This is a genomic window from Streptomyces sp. NPDC048590, assembly GCF_043199535.1.
Classification (GTDB): Bacteria; Actinomycetota; Actinomycetes; order Streptomycetales; family Streptomycetaceae; genus Streptomyces.
This window is the reverse complement of sequence record NZ_JBICWC010000003.1, coordinates 806,211-831,947: the sequence shown is the minus strand read 5'-3', so window position 1 is coordinate 831,947 and position 25,737 is coordinate 806,211. Positions and strand designations below refer to the sequence as shown.

General features: G+C 71.0%; 29 protein-coding genes. 20 read left to right on the top strand and 9 right to left on the bottom strand.

Translation table 11 applies throughout. The features are described from left to right. Nucleotides 1-8 precede the first annotated feature (8 nt). From ACGFNN_RS12070 to ACGFNN_RS12060, 3 genes are all read left to right on the top strand, one after another. Nucleotides 9-728, top strand: coding sequence for a hypothetical protein (locus ACGFNN_RS12070; RefSeq protein WP_393555033.1), 720 nt, complete (start codon nucleotides 9-11; stop codon nucleotides 726-728). Next, nucleotides 725-1,240 carry a hypothetical protein gene (locus ACGFNN_RS12065; protein WP_393555031.1) on the top strand — a complete coding sequence of 172 codons (516 nt, stop codon included), beginning with the start codon at nucleotides 725-727 and terminating at the stop codon, nucleotides 1,238-1,240. Before ACGFNN_RS12070 ends, ACGFNN_RS12065 begins: the two co-directional genes overlap by 4 nt. A 225-nt stretch (nucleotides 1,241-1,465) precedes the next feature. Next, nucleotides 1,466-2,341 (top strand): sulfurtransferase, encoded by an 876-nt coding sequence (locus tag ACGFNN_RS12060; protein ID WP_393555029.1) that lies wholly within the window; start codon nucleotides 1,466-1,468, stop codon nucleotides 2,339-2,341. A gap of 149 nt (nucleotides 2,342-2,490) precedes the next feature. Here the strand turns inward: ACGFNN_RS12060 and ACGFNN_RS12055 are convergent, their stop codons facing one another. From ACGFNN_RS12055 to ACGFNN_RS12030, 6 genes are all read right to left on the bottom strand, one after another. Continuing rightward, complete coding sequence (locus tag ACGFNN_RS12055; RefSeq protein WP_393555027.1) at nucleotides 2,491-2,907, bottom strand: DNA-binding protein; 417 nt, start codon at nucleotides 2,905-2,907, stop codon at nucleotides 2,491-2,493. Then, nucleotides 2,883-3,230, bottom strand: coding sequence for a hypothetical protein (locus ACGFNN_RS12050; protein ID WP_393555025.1), 348 nt, complete (start codon nucleotides 3,228-3,230; stop codon nucleotides 2,883-2,885). The genes ACGFNN_RS12055 and ACGFNN_RS12050 overlap by 25 nt, the downstream gene beginning before the upstream one ends. Nucleotides 3,231-3,304: 74 nt before the next feature. After that, the gene (locus ACGFNN_RS12045; RefSeq protein WP_393555023.1) at nucleotides 3,305-3,751 is read right to left on the bottom strand and encodes a DUF3592 domain-containing protein; all 447 of its coding nucleotides are present in this window, start codon (nucleotides 3,749-3,751) and stop codon (nucleotides 3,305-3,307) included. Between the two features lie 20 nt (nucleotides 3,752-3,771). Beyond that, nucleotides 3,772-4,356: a hypothetical protein gene (locus tag ACGFNN_RS12040; protein WP_393555021.1), complete on the bottom strand. Its 585-nt coding sequence runs from the start codon at nucleotides 4,354-4,356 to the stop codon at nucleotides 3,772-3,774. Between the two features lie 20 nt (nucleotides 4,357-4,376). Beyond that, nucleotides 4,377-6,374 carry a hypothetical protein gene (locus ACGFNN_RS12035; protein WP_393555019.1) on the bottom strand — a complete coding sequence of 666 codons (1,998 nt, stop codon included), beginning with the start codon at nucleotides 6,372-6,374 and terminating at the stop codon, nucleotides 4,377-4,379. A 164-nt stretch (nucleotides 6,375-6,538) separates the two neighbouring features. After that, complete coding sequence (locus ACGFNN_RS12030; RefSeq protein ID WP_393555017.1) at nucleotides 6,539-6,979, bottom strand: Lrp/AsnC family transcriptional regulator; 441 nt, start codon at nucleotides 6,977-6,979, stop codon at nucleotides 6,539-6,541. A gap of 122 nt (nucleotides 6,980-7,101) precedes the next feature. Here ACGFNN_RS12030 and ACGFNN_RS12025 point away from each other — a divergent pair, with 122 nt between their 5' ends. Together ACGFNN_RS12025 and ACGFNN_RS12020 are read left to right on the top strand one after the other, a co-directional pair. Continuing rightward, on the top strand, nucleotides 7,102-7,665 hold the full coding sequence (locus ACGFNN_RS12025; protein WP_393555015.1) for an RBBP9/YdeN family alpha/beta hydrolase: 564 nt from the start codon (nucleotides 7,102-7,104) through the stop codon (nucleotides 7,663-7,665). A gap of 205 nt (nucleotides 7,666-7,870) precedes the next feature. Next, nucleotides 7,871-8,437 carry a hypothetical protein gene (locus ACGFNN_RS12020; RefSeq protein ID WP_393555013.1) on the top strand — a complete coding sequence of 189 codons (567 nt, stop codon included), beginning with the start codon at nucleotides 7,871-7,873 and terminating at the stop codon, nucleotides 8,435-8,437. A 34-nt stretch (nucleotides 8,438-8,471) separates the two neighbouring features. Here ACGFNN_RS12020 and ACGFNN_RS12015 read toward each other — a convergent pair whose 3' ends face one another. Beyond that, nucleotides 8,472-9,764 carry a benzoate/H(+) symporter BenE family transporter gene (locus ACGFNN_RS12015; protein WP_393555011.1) on the bottom strand — a complete coding sequence of 431 codons (1,293 nt, stop codon included), beginning with the start codon at nucleotides 9,762-9,764 and terminating at the stop codon, nucleotides 8,472-8,474. Between the two features lie 211 nt (nucleotides 9,765-9,975). Between ACGFNN_RS12015 and ACGFNN_RS12010 the strand changes: the two genes are divergently transcribed. The 8 genes from ACGFNN_RS12010 (at nucleotide 9,976) to ACGFNN_RS11975 (ending at nucleotide 16,374) form a co-directional block, all read left to right on the top strand. Further along, nucleotides 9,976-11,514: a Hint domain-containing protein gene (locus ACGFNN_RS12010; protein WP_393555009.1), complete on the top strand. Its 1,539-nt coding sequence runs from the start codon at nucleotides 9,976-9,978 to the stop codon at nucleotides 11,512-11,514. Then, on the top strand, nucleotides 11,504-11,842 hold the full coding sequence (locus tag ACGFNN_RS12005; protein WP_393555007.1) for a hypothetical protein: 339 nt from the start codon (nucleotides 11,504-11,506) through the stop codon (nucleotides 11,840-11,842). The genes ACGFNN_RS12010 and ACGFNN_RS12005 overlap by 11 nt, the downstream gene beginning before the upstream one ends. Before the next feature lie 93 nt (nucleotides 11,843-11,935). Next, entirely contained in the window at nucleotides 11,936-12,490 is a 555-nt protein-coding gene (locus ACGFNN_RS12000; protein ID WP_393555005.1) for a hypothetical protein, read from the top strand. A 46-nt stretch (nucleotides 12,491-12,536) separates the two neighbouring features. Then, nucleotides 12,537-13,088: a hypothetical protein gene (locus ACGFNN_RS11995; RefSeq protein ID WP_393555003.1), complete on the top strand. Its 552-nt coding sequence runs from the start codon at nucleotides 12,537-12,539 to the stop codon at nucleotides 13,086-13,088. 64 nt (nucleotides 13,089-13,152) lie between these two features. Then, the gene (locus ACGFNN_RS11990; RefSeq protein ID WP_393555001.1) at nucleotides 13,153-13,650 is read left to right on the top strand and encodes a hypothetical protein; all 498 of its coding nucleotides are present in this window, start codon (nucleotides 13,153-13,155) and stop codon (nucleotides 13,648-13,650) included. 135 nt (nucleotides 13,651-13,785) lie between these two features. After that, a complete protein-coding gene (locus tag ACGFNN_RS11985) occupies nucleotides 13,786-14,229 on the top strand; it encodes a hypothetical protein (RefSeq protein WP_393554999.1) in 444 nt (147 codons plus the stop codon). 96 nt (nucleotides 14,230-14,325) lie between these two features. Beyond that, nucleotides 14,326-15,513, top strand: coding sequence for a hypothetical protein (locus ACGFNN_RS11980; protein ID WP_393554997.1), 1,188 nt, complete (start codon nucleotides 14,326-14,328; stop codon nucleotides 15,511-15,513). A gap of 96 nt (nucleotides 15,514-15,609) precedes the next feature. Then, nucleotides 15,610-16,374: a hypothetical protein gene (locus tag ACGFNN_RS11975; protein WP_393554995.1), complete on the top strand. Its 765-nt coding sequence runs from the start codon at nucleotides 15,610-15,612 to the stop codon at nucleotides 16,372-16,374. Here the strand turns inward: ACGFNN_RS11975 and ACGFNN_RS11970 are convergent. Beyond that, nucleotides 16,346-16,756 (bottom strand): DUF192 domain-containing protein, encoded by a 411-nt coding sequence (locus ACGFNN_RS11970; RefSeq protein WP_393554993.1) that lies wholly within the window; start codon nucleotides 16,754-16,756, stop codon nucleotides 16,346-16,348. The two genes, ACGFNN_RS11975 and ACGFNN_RS11970, sit on opposite strands and share 29 nt — an antisense overlap. 106 nt (nucleotides 16,757-16,862) lie before the next feature. Between ACGFNN_RS11970 and ACGFNN_RS11965 the strand changes: the two genes are divergently transcribed. The 3 genes from ACGFNN_RS11965 to ACGFNN_RS11955 all read left to right on the top strand — a co-directional run bounded on the left by ACGFNN_RS11965 (nucleotide 16,863) and on the right by ACGFNN_RS11955 (nucleotide 19,112). After that, nucleotides 16,863-17,657 (top strand): prepilin peptidase, encoded by a 795-nt coding sequence (locus ACGFNN_RS11965; protein WP_393554991.1) that lies wholly within the window; start codon nucleotides 16,863-16,865, stop codon nucleotides 17,655-17,657. Between the two features lie 78 nt (nucleotides 17,658-17,735). Next, the gene (locus tag ACGFNN_RS11960; protein WP_393554989.1) at nucleotides 17,736-18,554 is read left to right on the top strand and encodes a class I SAM-dependent methyltransferase; all 819 of its coding nucleotides are present in this window, start codon (nucleotides 17,736-17,738) and stop codon (nucleotides 18,552-18,554) included. A 102-nt stretch (nucleotides 18,555-18,656) separates the two neighbouring features. Continuing rightward, the gene (locus ACGFNN_RS11955) at nucleotides 18,657-19,112 is read left to right on the top strand and encodes a hypothetical protein (protein ID WP_393554987.1); all 456 of its coding nucleotides are present in this window, start codon (nucleotides 18,657-18,659) and stop codon (nucleotides 19,110-19,112) included. Nucleotides 19,113-19,382: 270 nt separating this feature from the next. Here the strand turns inward: ACGFNN_RS11955 and mgrA are convergent, their stop codons facing one another. Further along, a complete protein-coding gene (gene mgrA / locus ACGFNN_RS11950; protein WP_393554985.1) occupies nucleotides 19,383-20,420 on the bottom strand; it encodes an L-glyceraldehyde 3-phosphate reductase in 1,038 nt (345 codons plus the stop codon). A gap of 208 nt (nucleotides 20,421-20,628) precedes the next feature. Here mgrA and ACGFNN_RS11945 point away from each other — a divergent pair, with 208 nt between their 5' ends. The 4 genes from ACGFNN_RS11945 to ACGFNN_RS11930 all read left to right on the top strand — a co-directional run bounded on the left by ACGFNN_RS11945 (nucleotide 20,629) and on the right by ACGFNN_RS11930 (nucleotide 25,676). After that, on the top strand, nucleotides 20,629-21,390 hold the full coding sequence (locus tag ACGFNN_RS11945) for an isoprenyl transferase (RefSeq protein ID WP_362666502.1): 762 nt from the start codon (nucleotides 20,629-20,631) through the stop codon (nucleotides 21,388-21,390). 337 nt (nucleotides 21,391-21,727) lie between these two features. Continuing rightward, entirely contained in the window at nucleotides 21,728-23,050 is a 1,323-nt protein-coding gene (locus ACGFNN_RS11940; protein ID WP_362539042.1) for a PhoH family protein, read from the top strand. Between the two features lie 389 nt (nucleotides 23,051-23,439). Then, entirely contained in the window at nucleotides 23,440-24,150 is a 711-nt protein-coding gene (locus tag ACGFNN_RS11935; RefSeq protein WP_393554982.1) for a lytic transglycosylase domain-containing protein, read from the top strand. 128 nt (nucleotides 24,151-24,278) lie between these two features. Further along, a complete protein-coding gene (locus ACGFNN_RS11930; protein WP_393554980.1) occupies nucleotides 24,279-25,676 on the top strand; it encodes an AI-2E family transporter in 1,398 nt (465 codons plus the stop codon). The last annotated feature ends 61 nt before the right edge of the window (nucleotides 25,677-25,737 follow it).

Sequence of the window (25,737 nt, the reverse complement as noted above, 5' to 3'; positions counted from 1 at the left end):
ATAGGCAGATGTCCGGCGAACTCGTAGTGAAGGTGTCCTGGGGCCCCCGCCCCGAGTCCCCCGAGGAGCTTGCGGTCCGCTGGCTGGCGGCGCTCGGCAGGCTGACGGAGCTCTCGGCGCCGGAGGTCGTCGAATGGCGCTGGGACACCGAGGACGGCAAGGGCGGTCCTGTCCCCTCCGACGCCAAGGAGTTCGCCCTCACGGTCGAAGCCGGTGGTCCCGAGGAGGACGCCGAGATCATCGGATGGCAGGCCGCCGTCATCGGCACCTGGCCCGACGGCGGATACGCCTACCTCAAAGCCAAGGGCGGCGGCAGCGACGAGTACACGCCGTTCACGGCCACCCTCCAGCTCTTCCCGGCGCCCGGAGCACCCGCCGGGACCGAGCCGCCGCTGTCCGGCCGGCTGCCGGAAGCCCTGGTCGCGCTCGCCGAGACCTGGGGCGCCGACACCGGACTCGTCTACGACCGTCCGCTGTTCAACGCCGTCAGGTCCGCCTTCGGCCTCCGCAACTCCCAGCCCCGCTGCGGCTGGGCGACGTACCTCTCCGCCAACCGCGCCGCCCTCGTGCCCGACGCGCTGCCCGGATCCCGGCACACGACGGGCGACGGAGGGCTCGTCCTGGACTCGGGGCGCTCCACGGAAGCGGTCGAGGCAGCACAGCGTGTCCTGGCGGACGCGGGAGCGCTGGAGAGCCTGCCGGTGTCCGATCCGCGCCCCGTCTGGTGACCGGTCCGCTGGAGTTCACGGCGCGGGTCACGGAGACGACCGCCGCACTGGAGGCCCTGCGGACCGCCCCGTACGCGCCGCCCTGGCCCTGGTGCGCCGACCCCGGCCGCTCGGCCGCCGGTGAGGGCTTCGCGATCGTCGCCCTCCGGGTCAGCGAGGACTTCCCACTGGGGCCGGGTGACGGCGACGAGGGCGAGAGCCTGGACGCCGCTCACGAGGCGTTCGAGACCGAACGCTGGGGAGCAGTGCTCGCGCTCGACGAACGCTGGGGGAGGCACCGGGAGCTGTCCACCACCGAGTACGAGCAGCGGGATACGGACGACGCCGACGTACCGCCGTTCTACGCCGCGCTGATCGAGCTCGGTTACTCCGGGGACCTGCAGATCTGGGACACGGGCGGCCGCACGGTCGGAATCGGCGTGGGGCAGATGGACAAGGAGGAGCCGGTCGTTCTGTACGCCGTCGCCCTGGCCCGGAGTGACGCGCGGGCGCCGGAACACACCGGACGGTGAGCGGCGCGGACTGGTCGGCGTAACTCCGGTGACAGACAACTGAGTACGCTCACATCTTCATCGTGGGTGGTCTGAACAGCCGGTACTACATGGGGAGAAGAGCGTGCGCCAGTCGCAAGGACGTTCCCAGGACAGGCTGTCCGCCAAGACACCCTGTGCCAGGGGCCCGTACGGCCGATGGCCGGCGGATACGGGCACCGTCCCGCTCATGGAGGCAGGTGCCGCGTGAGCACGACGACGCCTCCGGGAACCGGTTCCGTCGGTCTGCCCGGCCCGTTGGCCGGGGTGGACTGGGTGGCCGGGCGGCTGGGGAACCCGGGCCTGGTCCTCTTCGACGCTTCCGTCGGAGCCCACCGCGGGGCTTCCCCACGCATCCCCGGTGCCCGTCCGTTCGACCTCGACGGAGACCTGTCCGACCACACCTCGGCGCTGCCGCACACCATGCCCGACGCCCAGGAGATCACCGAGGCGCTGCGGGCGCTCGGAGTGCACGAATCCGACATGGTCGTCGTGTATGACGCCCAGGGCATCTATTCCAGCGCGCGTGCCTGGTGGATGCTGCGGGCCATGGGGTTCGACCGCGTCGCCGTACTCGACGGCGGACTGCCCGCCTGGATCGCCGCCGGTCACCCGGTCGAAGCCGACGCCGCCGGCTACGACGGCCCGCGCGGTACGTTCACCGCACGGCCCCGGCCCGGACTGGTCGTGGACGCGGACAGTGTCGCCGCCGCGCTCGGCGACCCGCGGGCCGCCGTGCTCGACGCGCGCACCCGGGGGCGTTACACGGGCACCGCCCCCGAGCCACGCCCGGGCCTGCGCGGAGGCCATATGCCGGGCGCTCTCAGTCTGCCCTTCGGGGAGCTCGTGAACGGCGACGGCCTGATGCTGCCGCCGGCCGAGCTGCGCACGACGTTCGAGTCGGTCGCCGGGCAACGGGAGCGGTTGTACTTCAGCTGCGGCTCAGGGGTCACCGCCTGCGTCCTCGCACTCGGCGCGACACTTGCGGGCTACCGCGACCTCGCCGTGTACGACGGCTCGTGGAGTGAGTGGGGCCTGCCCTCGGAGCGCCCGGTGGCCACCGGTGCGGACAGCGGGCCGTGAAGGCGGGACGTCCTCGTCAGCGCCTCGGTGTCTGTGCGACCGGGAGTTCCTCCGCTCGCTGACCGCGCCGGAGGACGACCGGCTGACACCGAGAAGTACCCCCCCCAGGCGGTATGACCAGGACTCGTCAGCCCTCGGGCTCGGCCGGCTCAGAGGGCTTCGACATGCACTTTCTCCCCGCAGAGTTTGATCATGTCGTCCGCGTCCGAGGCGAGGATGATCCGGGGGCCCTGATGGCTCAGCGCGGTGGCGGCCACCACGGCGTCGATCGCGTACTTGTGTCCGTGCAGCCCGGCTTCCCGGAGCAGGGAGATCGCGTTCCACGTGATCGATTCGGTCACCGGCAGCACCTGCAAGCGTGAGACGTACCAGCAGAAGCGATCCATCTGGATCTTGTCGTGCCACGCCTCGATCAGCGTCAGGTCGCTCACCGCGACCAGCATGTCCTTCGACTGGGCCATTTTGACGAACGCGGTCACCTGGGGGTCGGCGCGCACGGTCTTCGACAGGCCCTCGCTGTCGAGCAGGAGGATGCCCTGGCTCAGCCGGCCGCGCGGCCGCGCCACGTCGAGTCCTTCCGGGCGTCCTCGTCCGGGGTGTCCGAGCCACCCCACTCGTCGGATGAGGCCAATGCCTCGGCCCTGCGAAACGCTTCGGTCGCCCGGTCCGACATCGCCTGAGGGATCGGCCCGGTTTCGTCCTCGCTGGCCTGGAGCAGTTCGTCCAGCAGATCGCGCTGAATCTGCCGCTCCACGGCGGCACTGATGTATGCCGAGAAGCCCCGGCTGCCGACGCGGGCCTTGACCGCGGCGATCCGGCTGGCGGGCATCGAGACGCTGACCTTCTGCGCGGGGTCGTCCGCGTGATCGTTCTCCCGGTGAAACTCCATGAGGTCAAGGTAGCAAATGGAGTAGCAAAGCGCTCTCGGTCATGTTTGTGCAGGGACCCCGCCGACGCGGCCCCTCAGCCGCCCAGGCTCGCCGTGAACCCCGCCAGCAGACCCACCGCGAACAGTCCCAGCACCCCCGCGAACAGTGCCGGCATGAGTATCGGCCCCCACGCGCCCGGGCCCGCGACGGTCGCCCGCCGCTCCGGAGCCGCCGGGTCGTACGAGACGCGCACCGGCGCCCCGACCTCGAAGCCGAACGGGCCGGGGGCGTGGTCGGTGAACTCCACCTCCCGGCCGTCCGGGGTGCGGAAGGCGAAGACGTACTCGGTGCGGTACCGGTTCTCCGTGTCGCGGCCCCGGTCGATCACCCGCCGGTCCGAGCAGCGGCCCTCGGCCCGCTCCCCGGACCGCACCAGCCGCAGCACCCGGTTCAGCCTGAGCGCCGAACGGACCGCGAACGCGCCGAGGAACAGGCCGAACAGCAGCAGGAAGGTGGCCGTGCCACCCGGCAGTACGTCCATGAACGAGGCCCCGTCCAGCCTTACTTGACGGTGATCGATTCGACGAAGGAGTCGAGGTCCGCCGTGGACAGCTCGCCCTTCACCGCGTTGATCCGGATGGCGAACGGTACGTCCTTCGAGTCGACGCCCGCCACCACCACCCCCGTCATCCGCGTCCCCTTCACGGGGGTCGACTCCTCGCCGCTGGAGGTGAACTCGTAGTCGATCCTGCGGGCCTCCCGGGCGCTCTCCTCGCCCCCGAGGGTCACGTCCTCGGTGCCCTTGCGGGTCGAACCCAGCCCGATGCCAGCCCCCGCCGCGGCCGCCGCCTCATCGGCGTCGTCCACGCCGGTGGCGAAGTCCAGCTGGACCGAGACCATGCCCGTACGCAGCCCCTTCTCCACCTTCAGGGCGACGGCCGCGTTGGCCTTGCTGCGCTCCGCCGCCGGCTGGGGGGCGTACCCCTGGTCCTTCGGGTAGCCCACGGACACGCTCTTCGTGTCGAGCGTCCCCCAGCCGTCCGGCACGGACGCGGTCTCCGTGCCGCCGCAGCCGGCCAGCAGGGGCAGGCCGAGTGCGGCGGCCAGTGCCGCGCCGAGCAGCGCCTTGGGCTTCGTCAACGTCATCGCCTCTTCGTCGTCCGTCTTCACTGCGCGCAGTAGCTGTAAGGGAGGAGCGTGCGCTTGTCGCCCTGCGGAGCCCCGAGGAACTGTGCGTCCGTCAGGGTCTCGCTCTTGTGCTCGTCGGAGATCGAGAACCCCAGACTCATACCCAACGAGACCTCGAAGCCGAACTCCTGGGCGTCCGTCTCCCCGTGGTACCGCATCGTGCTGGACAGACCGTCCTGGAACATCAGTTGCTCGAAGGGGTCGGTACCGTCCGGCTTCTGCTCCAGGGTGTGGTCGCCGAACATGTACTCGAAAGGTGCGGTGTTGTTGCCGGAGCCGTCGAGCCACTGCTCGGCGATCGTCCGCTTCGCCTCGGTGTCCGGGTCGGTCTCCTTGCCGAAGACGATCGAGTTGGTCTGCACCTCGATACCGGTCTCGCTGGACGAGTCGGTGATGCTGCCCTTGCCGCCGCGCTTGTCGCCGTCCTTCTTCCCGTTGTCGCCGCCCGCCTCGGCCTTGTCGGACGTCGAAGTACCCTCCTGTGTCTGCGTCATGTCGATCCGGACGATCTTCCCGGTCTTCTGGTCGCGGGTGACGGTCACGGCCCCCGTACGGCTGTCCTTGGCGCCGGCCGTGCTGCCCAGCGGGCCCGAGGCGCCGCTCACCTTCCCCTCCAAGTCCAGCTTGGCGGTGTAGGTGTACGACTCGTTGCCGTTGACGTCGTCCTTGGTGATCGTCACCTCGGGCGAGAACTTCGCCTTGCCGCCCAGCTTGGCGCTCAGCTTCGCCTCGTCGGCCGGCTTCAGGGAGAGACCGCCGTCGGCGTACACGTCGAGTCCGATGGTCGAGTAGGAGATCTTCTTGTCACCGATCTTCTCCTCGATGTCCTCCTGCTTCTCCGCCCACTTCATGCCGGAGTACCAGTTGCCCCCGTAGCCGCCGCTGTGGGTCATCGAGGTCTCCCACATCTTCATCTCCTCGATGTCGTCCCGCAGTTTCTGGGCCTCCTCCTCGCTCTTGAAGACCCAGGTGTCGCCGTTGGTTATCTTGATGCCGCCGCCGATGTCGACGTCGGCCTTGCCCAGCTTGCCGAGCTTCACCCCGGGGGTGCTGGCGGTGGCTCCGACGGACGCGGCGTCGGTGAACGTCATGTAGACGAGCTTGTCGTTCTCGTCGACCTTCCCGTCCTCGTTCACATCGGTGTTGGCCTGGGCGACCTTCTGCTGGAAGCCGTACTCCTCGCCCCACTCGAACCAGGCGATCTTGACCTTGCCGCCGGCGGTGTCGGAGACGCTGGAGACCTGGCAGAGCTTGGGCTCGTAGTCGGCGTCCGTCTTCGGCGCCGCCGTGTTCTCGCCCCCGCTCGCGCAGTTCCCGCCGCCGTCCCCCGCGAGCGAGGTGATGGCGCAGCGGATGCGGTCCCCGATCTGCCCGCCGACGCCGGCCATGGACAGGGCCCCGACCAGCGCGACGACCACCACGACGACCCCGAGGTACTCCATGGCGGTGGCACCCTGGTCACGCCAGTCGTAGGAACGCTGGTACGCCGGTGGGGCGGCCTGATCCGAGCCCCGGTCCTCCAGCAGTCGGTCCACGGCCAGCCCGACGGCGGCCCCGGTCACCATCACCACCACCGGCATCAGCAGGCCCTCCGTGCCCACGACGTCCCAGGTGACCGCGTAGCCGTACGCGAGTCCGGCGACGGGGACGGCGAGCGCGGCCGACAGGCGGAGGAGGCGCGACTCCCGCTGCCGGTCGGGGAGAACGCGGGCCGAGGCCAGCACCGTGAGAACCGTGACCAGCACACCCGGCAGGTGGAGCAAGGCGAGTCGCCAGCCGAAGAGTTCGAGCCGCTCGTCGGTGGCCAGCGTCTCCACGAAGGCCTTGGCCACCAGATATCCGGAGGCGACGTAGACGAGAGCGCCGGCTGCCCAGCTACGGGTCAGGGGGAAGAACCAGCCGCCGCCCCCGCCGTCGGCGGCGGTCGGCGGGGCATGGCCCGGGACTCTGCTTCCCCAGTCGCTGCCACCGCTCACGGTTCACCCTCTCGCCGGCCACTGCTCTCCCTGTGAGCCGTGAGCGTAGGGAGGAACCGGCCGGGCGACCTGGGCCCCCGGCCCCAATTCCGGGCCCAAGCCGCCCGCCCCGGAACCGGTTCGCACGTGGTGCCGGTCCCGCGCCCCGGTGGCCGAGCCGTCGGCTACTCCACCGGCAGAGGCTTGGCGGGATAGCTCCGCAGCACCAGTGACGTCATGACCGGGCCGAAGCGGGCCAGGGAGTCCACGACCTGTTCGAGCCTGCCGGCGTCGGCGCAGTGCACGTCGAACAGCAGGCAGTCCTCACCGGTGACCCGTAGGGTCGTGACGACCTCGGGAATCCGGGCGGCCATGGCGAGCGCCCGCGCTAGCAGGGCGTGGGTGGTGCGCAGCCGGACGACGGCGTGGATGTTCAGCCCCAGAGCGGCCGGGGCGACGACGGCCCGGTACCCGGTGATGACGCCCTGCTTCTCCAGACGCTGGATACGGGCGCTCGCCGCGGGCTGCGACAGACCGACCCGCCGTCCGACCTCGGCCCCCGAGAGCCGGCCCTCGGCCTGGAGAAGCTCCAGGATGGCGCGGTCCGTCGCGTCGAGTGATTCCATCGTTTTCCTCCCCGGTTCCTTCGGAATCATCCGCCGGGAGGCAGTGCTGCCGACCCGCCCACCGAGAATCGGCCGTGAGCCCGTCGCGGACGGGCCACGGACGAGGGAAAGGGCGTTGGGCGATGGTCGCGTACGTCATCGTCCCCGGCATCGGGGGCTCGGACGAACGGCACTGGCAGAGCAGGTGGGAAGCCGGATGGGGAGCGTCCGCCACCCGGATCGCCCCGGGTTCCTGGACGGAGCCGGACCTGGAGGACTGGGTCGCCGCCGTGCGGACGGCGTACGAGCGGGCTGCCCGGCAGGCCGACGGGGACGGTGTCGCCCTGGTCGCGCACAGCCTCGGCTGCTGGGCAGCCGCACGCTGGCTGGAGGAGGCGAGGCCCGGAGGGGTCGTGGCCTTCCTGGCGGCACCCCCCGACCCGCTGGGGCCCGCCTTCCCGCACGAGGCGGCGTCGACGTTCCTCGGGGTCACCGCGCGGCCGTTGCCGTGTCCGGGCCTCGTGGTGTCGAGCGATGACGACCCCTACTGCGGGGCCGCCGCCGCGGCCGGACTCGCAACGGGATGGGAGTCACCCCGCACCTCGGTGGGGAAGCAGGGACACATCAACTCCGACAGCGGCCACGGCGACTGGGAGCGGGGCAGGGAACTCCTGCGCGTGCTCCTCGCCAGGACGCCCGCTGTCTGAACCTGGCAGGCATCCAGCCCGGCCACCGACGAGGGGCAGTTGGGTCCATAGGCCCAAGACCCTTTCGGAGCTCGGCCGTTACGGTCCCTCCCATGACTGTTCGGTGGCTTACATGACCAAGGACGCCCGGTCGGCGGACTCCCCGTCCGCCCGGACGGGCGCATCATCCGGGTGCCGCGCCCCGGCCCCCGGCCCCGTGGTCCGGGTGAACGACCTCGTCATCCGCGAGGAGGAATCAGCACCGGGACCACACGGCGGCACGGCCTGGCCGGACCCGCTGCGCGAGCCGGACGCGCTGCGGGAGGCGCAACTACTGGAATGCCGGGTCAGCCAGCTGACGTCCACGGCTTCCCTGCTCTTCGAACTGCGCACCGCCATGCAGATCGACGAGGGCAACGCGGCCCTCCTGGTGATGCGTGGCCTGCGCTCCCTCGACTGGACCGCGGGCACGGCACCCGAAGGCCCGACCGCGCGGACGGTCGTCTCGGGGGTGCCGGGACGCCTCGACGACCTCTTCCGCGCCGAGTTCTCGTTCTTTCCCGATTCGAGGCTGGAGATCCTCGGGGAGAGAGCCGAGTTCTACGTACTCGAGGCACAGGGCATCGGCGACGTTCCGCCCGACTACACGGAGCCCGACGCCACGGGGCCCGGCCGCACGGAGCCCGACGCCCCGGAGCCAGGCCGTTCCGAGAGCGGGACGGCCCCGCCGCGCGGGCTGCTCCCCTCGTGGGATTCCCGCTGCACCGTCCTGCGGGCATCCGGCTCGGACTGAGCGGACCACGCGCGGCGGCGCCGGAGCGCCAGGGTCAGGCGGGGAGGCCCTGCCCGGCGTCGCCCCGCCGCTTCCGGCGGCGGGCGTTGAGCACGACATGGGCGACCACCCCGCACACCAGCCCCCAGAAGGCCGAGCCGATGCCGAAGAGGGTGACGCCGGAGGCCGTGGCCAGGAAGGTGATCAGCGCCGCCTCCCGGTCCTTCTCCTCCCGGACGGCGCCGGTCAGCCCGCCCGCCAGCGCACCGAACAGGGCGACGCCGCCGATGGACGCGACCAGCTCCTCCGGCAGTCCCGCGAAGAAGGCCACCAGGGTCGAGCCGAGAACGCCCACCACCAGGTACAGGACACCGCAGGAGACTCCGGCGACATAGCGGCGCCGGGGATCGCGGTGCGCCTCCGGGCCCGTACAGATCGCGGCGGTGATGGCCGCCAGGTTCACCGCGTGCGAACCGAAGAAGGCGAGGCCCGCCGAGACCAGGCCGGTGGAGCCGACCAGGAGACGGTCGTCGGGGCGGTAGCCGGACGCGGTGAGCACCCCGATGCCGGGGGCGTTCTGCGAGGCCAGCGTCGCCAGGGTGAGCGGCACCGCGATGCCTATGAGCGAGGCCACGGAGAAGGCCGGTGCGGTGAACACCGGCCGGGCGAGGCCGACGTGGTCGATGTGGATGTGCAGCTTCGCGCTCACCGCGCTGCCGATCAGACCGGCCACGAGCGCCAGCAGTACGGCGTACCGCGGCAGCCACCGCTTGCCGAGCAGATAGGCCAGGAGCACGGAGCCGGCGATGAGCGGGGTGTGCTCCAGCGAGGTGAACACGTCCGCGCAGAAGGAGAAGAGGACACCCGCCAGCATCGCCGAGACCACGGCCCCCGGCACCAGGCGCATCAGCCGCCCGAAGATCCCGGTCAGCCCGATCAGGGCGATCACCAGGCCCGACACGACGAACGCTCCGATCACCTCGTCGTACGCGTACGAACCGATGCTGGTGACCAGGAGCGCGGCGCCCGGGGTGGACCAGGCAGTGACGATCGGCATCCGGGTACGCAGACTGAGCGCGATGCAGGTCAGCCCGCTGCCGATGGAGATCGCCCAGATCCAGGACGCGGTCTGCCCGGCGTCCAGGTGCGCCGCTCGGGCCGCGGCGAGCACGATGGCCAGCGGGCCGGAGTAGGAGACGACCACCACGACGAGCCCGGCGAGCACGGCCGACAGCGAGAGGTCACGGAGCAGCCGGGGCCGTGGGCCCGGACCGTCGGACGACCCCTGCGCCGGCGGTTCCTCCGCCGTGGGTTCCTCCGCCGTCGGTACCGATGAACCGGCCGTCATCCGCTGTCGCCTTCCTCCGCGCCGCACACCCCGTACGGGCTGTGCGAGGCCCGAAAACCCTCCCACGACCTGCGGCGCGGCCTCAGCGGGGTCCGGTCCCCGAGACGGCCGGGGCGGTCCGGAAGGCACCCGGGGAGACGGGCTCCCCGGGTGCCAAGTTGGGTCCGTGGGCCCAAGACCGCCGCACCGGACCGCAGTTAGCTTCGAATGCATGACTGGTCCGGGGGATGTACGTCGTCGGTTACGCCGCTGGTCGCGGGAGAAGGTGCCGCGGACCGGGGTACGCATGGTCGGGCTGCGGCGGGGGCAGCGCGGACAGGGCGCCATCGAGTACGTCGGACTGGTCATGGTCGTCGTCGCGATCATCGGAGCCCTGGTGGCGACGGGGGTCGGTGCCGAGCTCTCGGAGAAGCTCGGCCAGCAGGTCTGCCGGATCACCGGCGGCGGTGACTGCGGTGGCGGTGGCGGCGGGGACACCCAGGCGCAGGACTCGCCGGGCAAGGGCGACCCGGCCTCCGACGACGGCACACCGAAGTCACAGGCGCAGATCGACTACGACGCCGCGCTGAAGGAGCTCCAGGACGCCCAGGCGGCGGAGAAGACCAGCTCGGACAAGGCGATCGAGGCGGCCAAGGAACTCGCCAAGATCCTTGCCGAGGAACTGGGGATCACCGACGCGCTCGACTGCATCACCAAGGGCGACATGGGCGCCTGCACGGAGACCCTCATCAACGTCCTGCTCAGCCTCATCGGCGGCGCGGTCGGGAAGCTCGCGGCGAAGTACGGCGCGCCGTGGAAGTGGAAGAAGGCCGCCAAGCTCATCAAGGCCCTGAAGAAGCACGGCGGGGACCTCTACGACGGGCTGAAGAACCTCGTCAAGAACCGCAAGAAGGTCAAGGACGCCGAGAAGAAGCTCGACGACGCGAAGAGGAAGCTCGACGCCGAGAAGAAGGACCCGCCCAAGAAGGACCCGGCGGACGACAAGCCGCCGACGTGTCCTGCCTCCCACAGTTTCCTGCCGGGAACACGGGTGCTGCTGGCGGACGGCCGGCAGGTCGGGATCGAGAAGGCCGCCGCCGGGACGATGGTGACCGCGACAGATCCCGCGACAGGCCTGTCCGGGGCGCGTGAGGTCAAGCGCCTGATCACGACCCACGACGACAAGTACTTCACCCGGCTGCTGTTCCGCACGCCGTCAGGCCCCTCGGCGGTCACCGCGACCGATACGCACCCCTTCTGGTCGGTGGATGCGCGGAGCTGGCTGGACGCCGGAGAGATCCGCCCCGGGGCGAGGCTCCGCACGCCGGACGGCTCCTCCCTGACGGTCGCAGCGGTGACGCGCTACACCCAGCGGCAGACCACCCATGACCTCACTGTCTCGGGTATCCACACGTACTATGTGCTGGCGGGCGAGACGCCGGTGCTGGTTCACAACTCCAACGGCTGCCCCACAATGTCCTCTGCTATCAGCGAGGACCCGGCGCTGGTGAAGGCCGCGCAGCAGGCTGGGAAGAATCAAAAGGTTCAGGCTGACCTGGACAGCTTGTTCCAGCAGCTGTCGCGCGGAAACATGAATCCGGGCCTCGGGAGTAAAGCGTTGTCCGGAACGGACGTCACCTACGCGCGAGGAAGGAACGGCGGCCGCCTTTTCTTCCGCAACGTCGATGGCGGGATTCAGATCGTCGGCAAATCCGACAAGGCGAACGAGTCCAAGGTGATTGCGAGGTTGAGTCAGCTCTATGGTCAGTGACCCGCTCTACCGGGTAGAGAACCAACAGTTCAGCGCGCTCTTCATGCTGGGTGCGGAGGACGACAAGGAAACCGTCGAGAATGTCGACGCAGAACTCCGTCTGTCGGACGGGACGCGATGGAGCGCCACGTTCATGACGCTCCGGGCGATCGAGCAGGTGATGGATCGCTGGCGGGAGACCGGAGAATGTTCTGGAGGGGCATACTTTCAGTGTCCCGATCTCGTGATCCTCCCGAGGGGCGGCGTGGCGGCCATGCTGGATTCCTTCAAGGGCATCATCGAATCAGGTGGACCTGAAGGGGTTTTGCAATTGCTGGACGAAAGCTGACTCACTCATAGATGCTCGCGCAGAGCGACTGGATGCTCCTTTCCTGGACGACGGCCGTGGTGGCGAGTCGTCGGGGGTGTCGGTCGGGTCGAGATGCCGAATGTCGATGGCCTGGCGCCGGAGGCGGAGAACCACCTGGGCGCGTGCGCCGCCCAGTCACGGTGGGCCAGTCCCACCCGGAACGACCTCGACCGAAGGGCCTGTGTGGTGATGGAGATCGAGACGTTTCTCAGGGCTGAGAGCGGAGAGTTCGTCCGGTTGGAGAGCTGCCGCAACCCGCCGCCGGACTCCGACTACATCGAAGGAGCGATCCGGATCTCGGTGGGTGGAGTCGAGGTCATCGGTACGGAGGAGTGGGACTACGTCGACCAACTCTGGTGCTACCTGGCCGACATGGTGACGCAGGTGCGGTCCGCAGGCTATGCGGAGACCTTCTTCCCGGATCAGCCGATCAGGCTGTCCCTTCAGGCCACTGGTTCCCGAATCCTGGTGACCGCCAGGATCGGCGAGGAGGTCAGAAGAGCGAGTGGCGCCTCCGCGGAGCTCCTGGAAGCGCTCAAGGCGGCCGGAACCGTCTTCTTCGCGAAGATGTCGGAGCTGGTTCCCCAGAACTCGTATGCCGAGGCGCGACGGGAGCTGGCGGCGTGAGCGAGCCAGCGGAACATCCAGGTGTCGATGGAACGGCACAGGAACAATGACTGCTGAGCGCCAAACCGGACTCCTGGCGCGCGTCGAGGCGCTGAACGCCACCGTGCGCGGTGAGCCGGCCCCCCACGACGGCGCCCGGTTCCGGGACGACGGCCACGCACGGTGGGAGCTCTACCGCGAGGCAGCCGGGTCCCCGGCCTCGCACGCGCTGCTGCTGGACGCGGTGCGGGCGGAGACCGACGGGCCGCTCGCCTCGGCCGTGGTGGTCCTCGTGCTCGAGACGGCACCCGCGGACGAGCGTGCTCGCTGGGTCGAAGCACTTCCCCCCGAGGTCCGTGACTTCGCGGAGCGGCGAGCCGAGGAGTTCGCCGTGCTCGACGCCCTGGACCGGTGCGACGAGGGCCAGGAGAGCGGCGGCTACAGCGCCCAGGACCTCGACTCCTGGTCGGACTGGCTGCAGCTCCGGGCGGCCCGCCCGGGCCGGCCACGTCGGTTGCTGGACCTGCTGGCCGAGCACGGCAGGACCAAGAGGATCCGACGCACCGCGGCTGAAGCGCGTGCCACCCAGGAGAGAAGCAGTACCCGGGGCGCTCGATGACGACGGTGCGCGGGCCGCACAGACTGATCGGGCGCACGGGCGGTCGTGCGGCGCATCGGCTGCGATGACCTCGTACTCGTTCCTGACGGTCCATCGTCCTGACCCCGATGCGATGCTCTCCGCGTTGGCGGGGATGGTGGGTGTGCGCGAGCGCGACGTCGATATCGCGGGGGAGTCGGACGGGCATCACGACTGGTCGGCCAAGGTGCTCTGCGACTACGAGCCCCTGGCCGGCGATCTGGCACTCGCCTGGGACGTGAGGGTGTCCCCGGAGGTGTCGGCGCCGTCCGAGCGGGAGGCAGCCCGCCGGCTCGCGTCCGCACTGGGAAGCACCGTGTTCCACCCGGCTGCCGGGGTGCGGCCTTCCGCCTACTGGGCGACCACTCCGGAAGGGGTCACGACGAGGGCGCGGGTGCTGGACCTGGACCCCGGTGGGTGCGGAACACCGGACGAGAACGACGACGGTCCACCGGCCCTGTTCGTGGACGCCGCGGAAGCGCCTCTCGCCCAGCTGCCCGGAGCGAGGGTGGAACGCATTCCGGAAGCGGCCGAGGACGCCTGAAGCCCGGGTTGGGCCCCTGGGCCCAAGACGCCCGGGCGGCAGGTCAATAGCGTCTGCGCTGCAGTGATCCGTCGCCCGTCCCGGCGCTCCCCCCACGGCGCCGGGCCGGGCCCGCAATCAGGAGGTGAGGGCGCTTTGCCCACCGCTGAGCAACTGGCGCTGACCGACGAGGAGTGCAGACTCCTCCAGCGAGGACTGATGGAGTGGTGCGGCCCGGCCCGCTGCACCGAGGAGTTCGCCGTGGCCATGGGGTTCGACGGCGCCGAGGACCTGAGCCGCCGCGGCGTGAGCATCCACCACGCCCTCGCGGGCAGGGCGGCGCTCGAACCCATGGACTGGGCGCGGGCGCTGCTCGCGACGGAGGTGGCCTTCGCCAGCGACGTGATCGGCTCGGGGTACGAGTGGTCCACCACGACAGGCTGGCCGGACGACCTGACGGTACGGGTCCTGCGCTCGGTCCAGCTGAAGCTGATCCGCACGGTCGCCCCGCTGGTCGGCCGTGGTCTCGGTACGCGGAGTGAGGTGCGCCCCGAGATCCTGCGCGCCGGGGGAGGGCCGCCGCCGGAACCGGCCTGGTGACCTCGCGCACATCGGAGACCCGCCGGGCCCCGGAGCACGGGGCCGGGCACCCACCGGCGTCATGGCCGCCCCGCCGGCGCCCGCATAATCGGCCGCATGCCCGATCTGCAGACGCGCACCCGCCCGGTGGCGCCCGACCCCGGTGCCGCCTGGCCTCGCGCCGGAGCCGTGCTCGCCCACGCCGCCCCCGCACTGGCGGCCTACGCGGCGGTCAGGGCCGTCGGGCTCCTCGTCCTCGCACTGTGGGCGCCGGCAGCCGGGAAGGACGCCCTGCATCTGCTGGGAGGGCGCTGGGACTCGGTCTGGTACCAGCGGATCGCCGAGCACGGCTACGGCTACACGGCCACGCTGCCCGACGGGGGCGTCCACCCCGATCTCGCGTTCTTCCCGCTGCTGCCCGCACTCGAGCGGGGCCTCGCCGCCGTCACACCGTTCACCGTGGAGGGCGCCGGGATCGCGGTCGCCTGGTCGGCCGGTCTCCTCGCCGCCTGGGGCGTCTTCGCCGTGGGCGCGCACCTGCGCGACCGGCGGACCGGAGTGGTACTGGCCGCCCTGTGGGGCGCGTACCCGACGGGGTTCGTGCAGTCGATGGCGTACACCGAGACCCTGTTCACCGCGTGCGCCGCCTGGTCGCTGTACGCCGTCCTCAAGGGCCGCTGGATCACGGCGGGCGCCCTCTGCGTCCTCGCCGGGCTGACCCGGCCCACCGCCGCCGCCCTCATCGCGGCGCTCGCCGTCACCGCCGTCGCCGTCCTCCTGCGGGAACGGCGGACCGGTGACCGCCGCGGCCTGCTCCGCCGGAACGCCCGGATGCTCCTGGGCGTGTGCCTCGCCCCGCTCGGCTGGCTCGGGTACGTCGTGTTCGTCGCCGTACGGGAGGGCAGCCCGTTCGCGTACTTCGACGTCCAGGCGCGGTGGGGCAACAGCATCGACGGCGGCCGCGCCCTCGCCCTGTTCGTCGCCGGGCTGCCGCTGCCCGCCGCGCTCGGCCTCTGCGCCGCGCTCGGGCTGCTGGGATGGCTGGTCGTCCTGTGCGTGCGGCAGCGGCAGCCGCTGCCCGTGCTGGTGTACACCGTCGCCGTGGTCGTCGTCTCGCTGATCGGCTCCGGCTACTTCGGGTCCCGGCCGCGCCTGATGATGCCCGCGTTCCCCCTGCTCCTGCCCCCGGCCGTCGCCCTCGCCGGGATGCGGACGACAGCGCGCACCGCCGTCACCCTCACCTTCCTGGCCCTCGCCTCCGCGGTCTACGGGGCATGGACGCTGCTCGGATCCGGACCTCCCTGAGGGCTGTCCCGGAGTTGGGCCCACGGGCCCACGCGCCGAGGAGGTCCCCGTTGTTAGCGTGCTGGTCCGGTCTGCGGCGGTCAGGAACGGTGAGCGATGAAGGTACGGAGCACGGCCCTGGCGGCGAGCGCCCTCCTCCTCTGCCTGGCCGCAGCCGGCTGCGGCCAGGCAGAGGACGAGGCCAAGGGGGCCGCGCGTAAGTCCGACGCCTCGGCGGCACCGGGCGAGGAGTCCCGGCCCCCCGCCACCACCGCGAGCCCCGCCCCCGCGGTCACCAGCGACGGCAGGACGCTCACCGAGGCGCGGCTCGCCGGGGTGGCCCTCACCACGGGAGAGGTCCCGGGCTTCGACGTCGCCCCCCTTCCGGGCAGCGACGAGCGCGGCACCGAGGAGTCCGAGGACGAGGCATGCCGCCCCATCACCGCGGTCATCAACGGCTCACCCGAACCCGCGCCCGCCGCCACCGTCTTCCGCACGGCGACGGACACCCGGGAGGAGGGCCGTGATGACCAGACCGTCGTCACCGAGATCCTCACCTCGCACCGCGCGGGCGGAGCCGAGGAACTGATGCGCTCGCTCCGGGAAGCCGTGCGGGCCTGCGCCGGCGGTTTCCGCACCACCGGTGAGGACGGGCCGTCCACCTACACCGACGTCAAGGCGCTGCCCGCCCCCGGGGCCGGCCAGGAATCCCTCGCCTACCAGGTGACCGGCAGCCTGGAAGGCGCCCCGGTGCCGCTCGTCTTCCACCTCGTACGGACCGGCTCGACGGTCGTCACCTTCTACGCGGCGGACTTCCTGACGGGGAAGACCCCCGAGGTCCCTGCCGCCCTGGTCACCCGGCAGGCGGCGAAGCTTCCGTAGCGGGAGCGGGAGCGGGAGCGGGTGCGGCGTCGACCCGCACCCGGGCACCCGGGCGAAGGCCCCACCGCTCCATCGCCCCTGCCTCCGCCTCCACCACATGACGGGCGCGGAGCCTGGGCAGACCGAGCCTCCCGGGCTTCATGGTGCGGACCGCCAGCACCCCGAACTTCCGGTCCAGGTAGGCCACATCGATGGTGAAACGCATCCGGAAGGTGTGCACACTCCCGCACGGAGTGATCAGCAGGGCACCGTCCACGCCGTCCACACCGAGCAGCCCGCGTGCCCGCGCCCGGTAGGACGCCGCTATCCGCAGCGGCACCTCCCGAGCCTCGGCGTCCGAGCCGACCGTCAGTGTCCCGCTGCCGTTGCGCCATTTCCCCATGGGCACCGACCGTAGCCCGCACACCCCCGCACGGGCAGGTAAATCGGCGCCCTCGTGGGCCCCAGGGCCCAAGACCCGGCCGTACGCGCCGGATTAGGGTCGCTGCGTGGACGCCACACTGATTGCGGTCGCCGCCCTCTGGGGCGCCGTCACCGGACTGCTGCTCCCGCGCGCCGCCTACCGCTTCTCCGTCGAACCCGAAGAGCCCTGGAGGGACGCCTGCCCGGACGGGCACGCGCTGACAGGGCCGGCCGGAGGCTGGCTCGGCTCGACGAGATGCCCGGCGTGCGCCGTCGCCGTCCCCGCCGTCGCGCCGGTCGACCACGCCCCGCCGGAACGGCGCGCGCCCACCCGGAGCCGCTACGCGCCGGCCCTCGCGCTCCCGGTGGTCACCGCACTCGTCTGCGCCGCCCTGGCTGCCACCATCGGCACCCGGCCCGAAGGCGTCGCCTGGCTGCTGCTCGCCCCCGTCGCCGTTCTCCTCGCCACCATCGACCGCAGGGTCCACCGGCTCCCCGACACCCTGACGCTGCCCCTCGCCGGGGCCGCCGTACTGCTCCTCGGGGTGGCCGCCCTGCTCCCGGAGCACGGCGGGTCCTGGATCTCGGCGCTCCTCGGCGGGGTGGGGCTCGGCGGCTTCTACTTCGTCCTCTTCCTGATCAACCCGAACGGCATGGGCTTCGGAGACGTGAAGCTCGCCCTCGCCCTGGGCGTGGCACTCGGCTGGTACGGCTGGGAGGTGCTCTTCGTGGGGGGCTTCGCCGGATTCGTGTTCGGCGCGCTCTACGGCGCCGGACTGATGGTGATGCGCCGCGCCGGGCGCAGGACCGGCATCCCGTTCGGCCCGTTCATGGTCGCCGGAACCTTCGTCGGTCTGCTGTTCGGAGGCCTGGCGGCGTGACCCTCACCTGCCGCACTGACGTCCGGACGAGCGGATAACGGGTCGCGTGGCTCCACCGTCGGCTGCGACCCTTTCCGTATGAGCAACTCTCCCGCCCCCCTCGACCCCGCCCACTCCGACGCCCGGTTCGAGGCCCTCGTCGCCGAGGCCGCAGCGGTGTCCGTGGACGGCTGGGACTTCTCGTGGCTCGACGGGCGGGCCACCGAGCAGCGCCCGTCCTGGGGCTATGCGCGCGCCATGGCGGACCGCCTCGCGCGGGCACGGGCAGCCCTCGACATCCAGACCGGGGGAGGGGAGGTGCTCGCCTCCGCCCCCGTGTTCGCCCCGCTCACCGTGGCCACCGAGTCCTGGCCCCCGAACGTCGCGGTCGCCACCGCGCTGCTCCACCCGAGGGGCGCGGCCGTGGTCGCCGACCCGGACGAGCCGCCCCTGCCCTTCGCGGACGGCGCCTTCGACCTGGTCGTCAGCCGCCATCCGGTGGTCGCCTGGTGGGACGAGATCGCCCGTGTCCTGGCCCCCGGGGGTACGTACTTCTCCCAGCAGGTCGGCCCGGCGAGCGTGTTCGAGCTCGTCGAGTACTTCCTGGGCCCCCGAACCGCCGAGGAACGCGGAGCCAGGGACCCGGCACGCGCCCGGGCCGACGCCGAGGCCGCCGGGCTCGTCGTGACCGACCTGCGCTCCGAGCGGCTGCGCACCGAGTTCCTCGACATCGGGGCAGTCGTCTACTTCCTGCGCAAGGTCATCTGGATGGTGCCGGACTTCACCGTCGACGCCTACCTGCCCCGACTACGCTCACTGCACCGGCGGATCGAGTCCGAAGGGCCGTTCGTCGCGCACAGCGCACGCTTCCTGATCGAGGCCCGCAAGCCGGGTTCCACGCCACCCGACCACAGCTGACCCCGTATCACCTGCCCTCTGTGCAACGGCAGTACCCGCTCCGACGTCCTACCCGCGAGTAGTGCGACCCTGGTGGCCGAGCGCACAACGAAGGAGCAGGTCATGCCGTTGGGAAGGGAACTGCCGGGCGAGGAGCTCAGCGCTCCGGCCGGCCGGCCGCGCCACGGAAGGGCCGACTGGCTCACGGGGGCACGGATCACCGCCGTCCACGGCCTGTTCTACCGGCCCGAGGGCCGGGCGGGGGAGCCGGAAGCGGTCGAATTCGTGCTGGAGGGCGGGGAGTCGGTCCTGCTGACCTGCGGCTCCGACCGGACCCTGCGCATCAGCTCGGGCGTGTGGCCCGGCCTCCCCGACTGGTGTGTGCCCGCGGGGCTGTGGCAGTTCGAACAGCTGGGAAGGCTGCCACCGCCCCCGTACGGAGGCGCCTGGACGGTGACCGGAACCCAGGAGCTGCGCGACGGCAACGGCGAGGTGCGTGAAGCGGTGATCCGCTGTGAGAACGGCGACTTCGTGGTCGCCGGCGGCGACACCGTGGCGATCCGGTTCGTGTCCCGCTGAGAGCCCGGACGAGACCGGTTTCCCGCATCCGGGGGCACGGTCGCCGACGCCTCTCACGCCGTGCCCGCAGCGCAGTCCGCCGAATCCGGAGAGTGATTGTTTCGTGGCGTGGCACCCAGCATCACTTACGAAGGGTTATGGTGGAAACCCCCCCTCGGGCCGGTCCGTAACCCCCCCCCACGGACCGGCCCGTTTTTTTGTGCCCACCCCGCGGCGCCGGTGCGCGGGACCCGTGAAGGCCCTCGCGCCGCCCCGGCGGGACCGGGCTCGTCAGCCCCGGTTCGCCCAGATGTTGGTGCTCGCGGTGTCCACGGCGAAGGTGTCGATCTCCTTCAGCTCGTCCGCCCCGAGCGCCGGGGCGCCGAGTGCGGCCACGTTCTCCTCCAGCTGCCGCACGCTCGACGCGCCGATCAGGGCCGAGGTCATGCGGCTGTCCCGCAGGACCCAGTTCAGCGCCAGCTGCGCCAGGGACTGGCCGCGGCCGCGCGCGATGTCGTTCAGCCCGTTCAGCCGCCGCACCATCTCCTTGTCCAGCAGCCCCGGGTCCAGGGACTTGCCCTGGCTGGCCCGCGAACCCTCGGGGATGCCCGTCAGGTACTTCCCGGTGAGCAGCCCCTGGGCGAGCGGTGCGAAGGAGATGCAGCCCATACCGGCCGCCTCCAGCGTGTCGAGCAGCCCGTCCGACTCGATCCAGCGGTTGACCATCGAGTACGACGGCTGGTGGATCAGGACCGGCACGCCCATCTCCTTCAGGATCCGCGCCGCCTCGGCCGTCTGAGCCGCGCTGTAGGACGACACACCCGCGTACAGCGCCTTGCCCTGGGACACGGCGGAGGCCAGCGCCCCCATCGTCTCCTCCAGCGGAGTGTGGGGGTCGAAGCGGTGGGAGTAGAAGATGTCGACGTGGTCCAGGCCCATCCGCCCCAGCGAGGCGTCGAGCGAGGACAGCAGGTACTTCCGGGACCCCCACTCCCCGTAGGGGCCGGGGTGCATCAGGTAACCGGCCTTGGTGGAGATCACGAGCTCGTCCCGGTACGGCGCGAAGTCCTGCCGCAGGAGCTTGCCGAAGTTCAGCTCCGCGGAGCCGGGCGGCGGGCCGTAGTTGTTCGCCAGGTCGAAGTGGGTCACACCCAGATCGAAGGCGCGGCGCAGGATCGCCCGCTGCGTACCGAGGGCGCGGTCGTCGCCGAAGTTGTGCCAGAGACCCAGCGAGACGGCCGGGAGCTTGAGCCCGCTGCGGCCGGTGCGCCGGTATTCCATGGAGTCGTAGCGCGTGCTGTCGGGGAGGTAGGTAAGGGAATCAGTCACGTTTCACTCCTTATCACGGAGTTGTGACAGACCGGGTTGGGCCCTCGTGACCCGTCCGCAGTAATGTGGCCGCTTCGGGACATGCCGGTCCGCGGCGCGCGAGCGAGGTGTGCGGACCGCGCGGAGATCCTCCCGGGGGGCGGCCCCGGACCCCCGCAGAGGGGGAGGGCGGGCCCGGGCCCGCCACGGAACCGAGAGGGTGAACTCAGTGAACTTCCGCGACCTGGTGTACAGGCTCTACGCCCGCCGGGTGGAAGGCCGCCTGGACCACGACCAGGTGCCCAAGCACATCGGAGTCATCCTCGACGGCAACCGCCGGTGGGCGAAGGCGTCCGGCGGCTCCGCCGTACAGGGACACCAGGCCGGGGCGGACAAGATCTCCGAGCTGCTCGGCTGGTGCAGCGAGACCGATGTCGAGGTCGTCACCCTCTGGTTGCTCTCCACCGACAACTTCGACCGGCCCGAGGCCGAGCTCGTCCCGCTGCTGCGCATCATCGAGAACACCGTCCGGCAGCTGGCGTCCGACGGACGGTGGCGGGTCCACCACGTCGGCACCCTCGACCTGCTCCCCGCGCAGACCCAGACCGTCCTCAAGGAGGCCGAGGAGGCCACCGCCGGGGTCGAGGGGATAATCGTCAACGTCGCCGTCGGCTACGGCGGACGTCAGGAGATCGCGGACGCGGTCCGCTCCCTCCTCCTGGATCACTCCTCGCGCGGCACCACCTTCGAGGAGCTCGCCGAGGTCGTGTCCACCGATCTGATCTCCGAGCACCTCTACACCCGCGGACAGCCCGACCCGGACCTCGTCATCCGTACGAGCGGGGAGCAGCGGCTCTCGGGCTTCATGCTCTGGCAGAGCGCCCATTCGGAGTACTACTTCTGCGAGGTCTTCTGGCCGGCCTTCCGCAAGGTCGACTTCCTGCGCGCCCTGCGCGACTACGCCGCCCGCCACCGGCGCTACGGGGCCTGACGGAGGCCGGTGCGGTCATCCGTGCCGGGGACGGCACGGATCAGGGCGCGGCGCACCTTCTCGCAGGCCGGGGCATGGCTTCGCGTGTTCGAGGGAATACAGCTCTCAGGTCGATGTCCGGTCAGTAACCGGGCGGACATCGCATCCAAGTGAGCGGCACCAAGGCCGCTCGCCCGGGAGGCCCTTTGCACACGAAGGACCGCACAGCGTGCGGCCGACGCGGAGGGCCGGTGTCCGGCCCGCGCACAGGGTCCGACTCCGGTCCGTCCTCTCCCTTCGGGAAGTTCCGCGACACCCGTCGCACTCCCCGACCTCGTCCGAGGGGGTACGTCCTTCCGTGGTGACCAGCACAAAGCGCCGCATGCCCGACAGGCGCACCTATGTTCTCGACACCAGCGTCCTGCTGGCTGACCCCAACGCCATGACGCGCTTCGACGAGCACGAAGTCGTGCTGCCGATCGTCGTCGTCACGGAGCTGGAGGCCAAGAGGCACCACCCCGAGCTCGGATACTTCGCCCGCCAGGCGCTGCGCCTGCTGGACGACTTCCGTGTCCGGTACGGCCGGCTGGACGCCCCGATCCCGCTCGGAGATCTGGGCGGGTCGCTCCGTGTCGAACTCAACCATTCCGACCCCGGCGTCCTGCCCGCCGGCTACCGGTTGGGGGACAACGACTCACGGATCCTCGCGGTCGCGCGCAATCTGCAGGCCGAGGGGTACGACGTCACGGTCGTCTCCAAGGACCTGCCGCTCCGGATCAAGGCGTCCTCGGTCGGCCTCCTCGCCGAGGAGTACCGGGCCGAGCTCGCCATCACCGACTCCGGGTGGACGGGGATGGCGGAGCTGTCCCTTGCCGCGGACCAGGTCGACCTGCTGTTCGGAGAGGAGAGCCTCTACATCCCCGAGGCGGCCGACTACCCGGTGCACACCGGGCTGGTCCTCCAGTCGGAGCGCGGCAAGGCGCTCGGACGGGTCACCGCCGACGGCAACGTCCGCCTGGTGCGCGGAGACCGCGAGGCCTTCGGGATCCACGGCCGCAGCGCGGAGCAGCGCATCGCGCTCGACCTGCTCCTCGACCCCGACGTCGGCATCGTGTCGATGGGCGGCCGGGCCGGCACGGGCAAGTCCGCCCTGGCGCTCTGCGCGGGCCTGGAGGCCGTGCTGGAACGCCGGCAGCACAAGAAGGTGATGGTCTTCCGGCCGCTGTACGCGGTCGGCGGCCAGGAACTCGGCTATCTCCCCGGCAGCGAGGCCGAGAAGATGAGTCCCTGGGCGCAGGCCGTCTTCGACACGCTGTCGGCGGTCGCGGGGCGCGAGGTCATCGAGGAGGTGCTGGGGCGCGGGATGCTGGAGGTCCTGCCGCTCACCCACATCCGGGGCCGCTCGCTCCACGACGCGTTCGTCATCGTGGACGAGGCGCAGTCCCTGGAGCGGAATGTCCTGCTGACCGTGTTGTCCCGTATCGGGGCGAATTCGCGGGTGGTGCTCACCCATGACGTGGCGCAGCGGGACAACCTGAGGGTCGGCCGGTACGACGGAGTCGTCGCCGTGGTCGAGAAACTGAAGGGCCATCCGCTCTTCGCCCACGTCACGCTCACCCGCTCGGAGCGGTCGCAGATCGCCGCCCTGGTGACCGAAATGCTGGAGGACGGCCACATCTGACCAGGTACATCCCATACATGCCGCCCGGCGAGCCAAGGAGCTTAGCCGGGCGGCATTGTGCTGCGCCGTCATTTCCGAAAATGTTGTGCGCCAAACGAGGTGTGACCTTTCACACGCGGCACAGAATTGCAACGCCCCGTGTCCTTCCGGCAGAGTCTTGCTTCCGTCAGGCCCCGCATACGGCACTTGGGCACCTCCAGAGGCGCCACGCATCACACAACTCAACAACCGACGTCCGTATGCCGCCCGCGAGTACCACGCGGCACTCCCGTAGAGGAGTTGCCCACCGGGCCCGTGCCTCCCGTGACCCAAGCAGTAGGGAGGCCAGTGTCAAGGGCACGATTGCGCCCGCGAGGTCACCTAAGCGGGCGATGCTGGAAGGACACCGTGTGAGCCGGATCTCGGTCCGGGGGTTCGCAGTGGCATCCGCCACCGCGGTCACCACCGTAGGCGCCGTCGTAGGCGTTGCGTCGGGCAGCACTCCCGCTGCGGACGACAACAACTTCGAGGCGGCCGCAGCCGACACCACGCTGCTCGCAGACATCCCCGCGGGCCGGCAGGCCCAGGTGCAGACCGCTTCGCTGACGCAGCAGGCCGACGCCCAGGCGTCAGCGGCCGACGCGGCCGCCAAGAAGTCCGCCGAGGAGACGGCCCGCGTACAGGCCGCCAAGGACGCCGAGTCGAAGAAGCAGGCGGCCGAGGCCAAGGCGAAGGCCGAGCGCGACGCGAAGAAGAGGGAAGCCGAGCAGGCCGCGAGCCGGTCCTCCGTCCGCGACGCCTCCTCCTTCTCGGCGCAGGGCTCGTACAGCGTCGCCGAAGTGCAGGCGATGGCCCGTCAGATGATGCCGGCCGACCAGTTCCAGTGCTTCAGCGAGATCGTGTCGCGCGAGTCGGGCTGGAACTACAAGGCGCAGAACGCCTCCTCCGGCGCGTACGGACTCGTCCAGGCGCTGCCCGGCTCCAAGATGGCGTCCGCCGGTGCCGACTGGCAGACCAACCCGGCCACCCAGATCAAGTGGGGCCTCAGCTACATGAACAGCGGCCGCTACGGCAGCCCCTGCGCCGCCTGGTCGTTCTGGCAGGCCAACCACTGGTACTAGAACCCGCCAGGTCCAGCGCTCAACTCCGGGAAGCTCCGCACCGTCCTACGGTGCGGAGCTTCTCGCGTGTACGGTCGTCCGGACGGCTCCGGGGGCGTGTGGGGAGCTGATGGGGGAAGGAAAGGTCCATGTCCAGACTTCCGGGGTGGCTAGGCCGCCTGGGTGCCGAACTCACCACGATCGGGGCGCGCCTGGAAGAGCGCCGCGCCGAGTCCGAGCGCCGTGCCGAGGCCGACGCGGCGAGCGTGTCCTCGTCGACGCTGTCCACGGTCGTGGCCGAACGGGTGCCGCGCCCGCCCTCCTACGCTCCTGACGTCCCCGCCCGTCCCGACCCGGTGACCGCCGTCCCCTGGGGGATGCGGGTCGCCGCCGAGGCGGGCTGGCGGCTGCTGGTCCTGGCCGGCACGCTCTGGGTGCTGATGCGGATCATCAGCGCCGTACAGCTGGTCGTCCTGGCCTTCGTCGCCGCCCTGCTGGTGACCGCGATGCTCCAGCCGACCGTCGTACGCCTCCGACGGGTCGGGCTGCCGCGCGGTCTGGCCACCGCGGTCACCGCGGTGCTCGGCTTCGTCATCATGGGCCTGGTCGGATGGTTCGTCGTCTGGCAGGTGATGGACAATCTGGACACCCTCTCGGACCGGGTCCGTGACGGTATCGACGAGCTGAAGCGCTGGCTGCTCGACAGCCCCTTCCACGTCACCGAGTCGCAGATCAACGACATCGCCAAGAACCTCAGCGACACCATCGGCACCAACACCGAGGAGATCACCTCGGCCGGCCTCCAGGGCGTCACGGTGCTGGTGGAGTTCCTCACCGGGCTGCTGCTGGCGATGTTCTCCACGCTCTTCCTGCTCTACGACGGCAAGCGCATCTGGCAGTGGGTGCTCAAGCTGGTGCCCTCGCAGGCCCGGCCCGGCGTCGCGGGCGCCGGACCGCGTGCCTGGCGGACGCTGACCGCCTATGTGCGGGGCACGGTGATCGTGGCGCTGATCGACGCGATCTTCATCGGTCTCGGGATCTACTTCCTCGACGTGCCGATGGCGGTCCCGCTCGCCGTCTTCATCTTCCTCTTCGCCTTCATCCCGCTGGTCGGGGCCGTGGTGTCCGGAGCCCTCGCGGTGGTCGTCGCGCTCGTCACCCAGGGAGTGTTCACCGCTCTGATGGTGCTGGCCGTCGTGCTCGCCGTGCAGCAGATCGAGGGCCACATCCTGCAGCCCTTCATCCTCGGCCGCGCGGTGCGGGTCCATCCGCTCGCCGTGGTGCTCTCGGTCGCGGCCGGCGGCATGGTCGCCGGCATCGGCGGAGCCGTCGTCGCCGTACCGCTGGTCGCCGTGACCAACACGGTGGTCGGCTATCTGCGCTCCTACGGGCACCATCAGGCCGTCGACTTCGACGGGCCCGGACCGCACGGCGCCACTGCGATCTCGGTGGCACCGGTGGAACCGCCCGCCCCGCACCGGCCCGCCGCCGACACCGCGCCGGACCCCGGTGAACCAGCTGATCCGGGCAACGGGCACGGGAAGTGACCACAGGGAAGGGCCCCGTCGACGGTCGGTCGTCGACGGGGCCCTTCCCCTACACGGTACT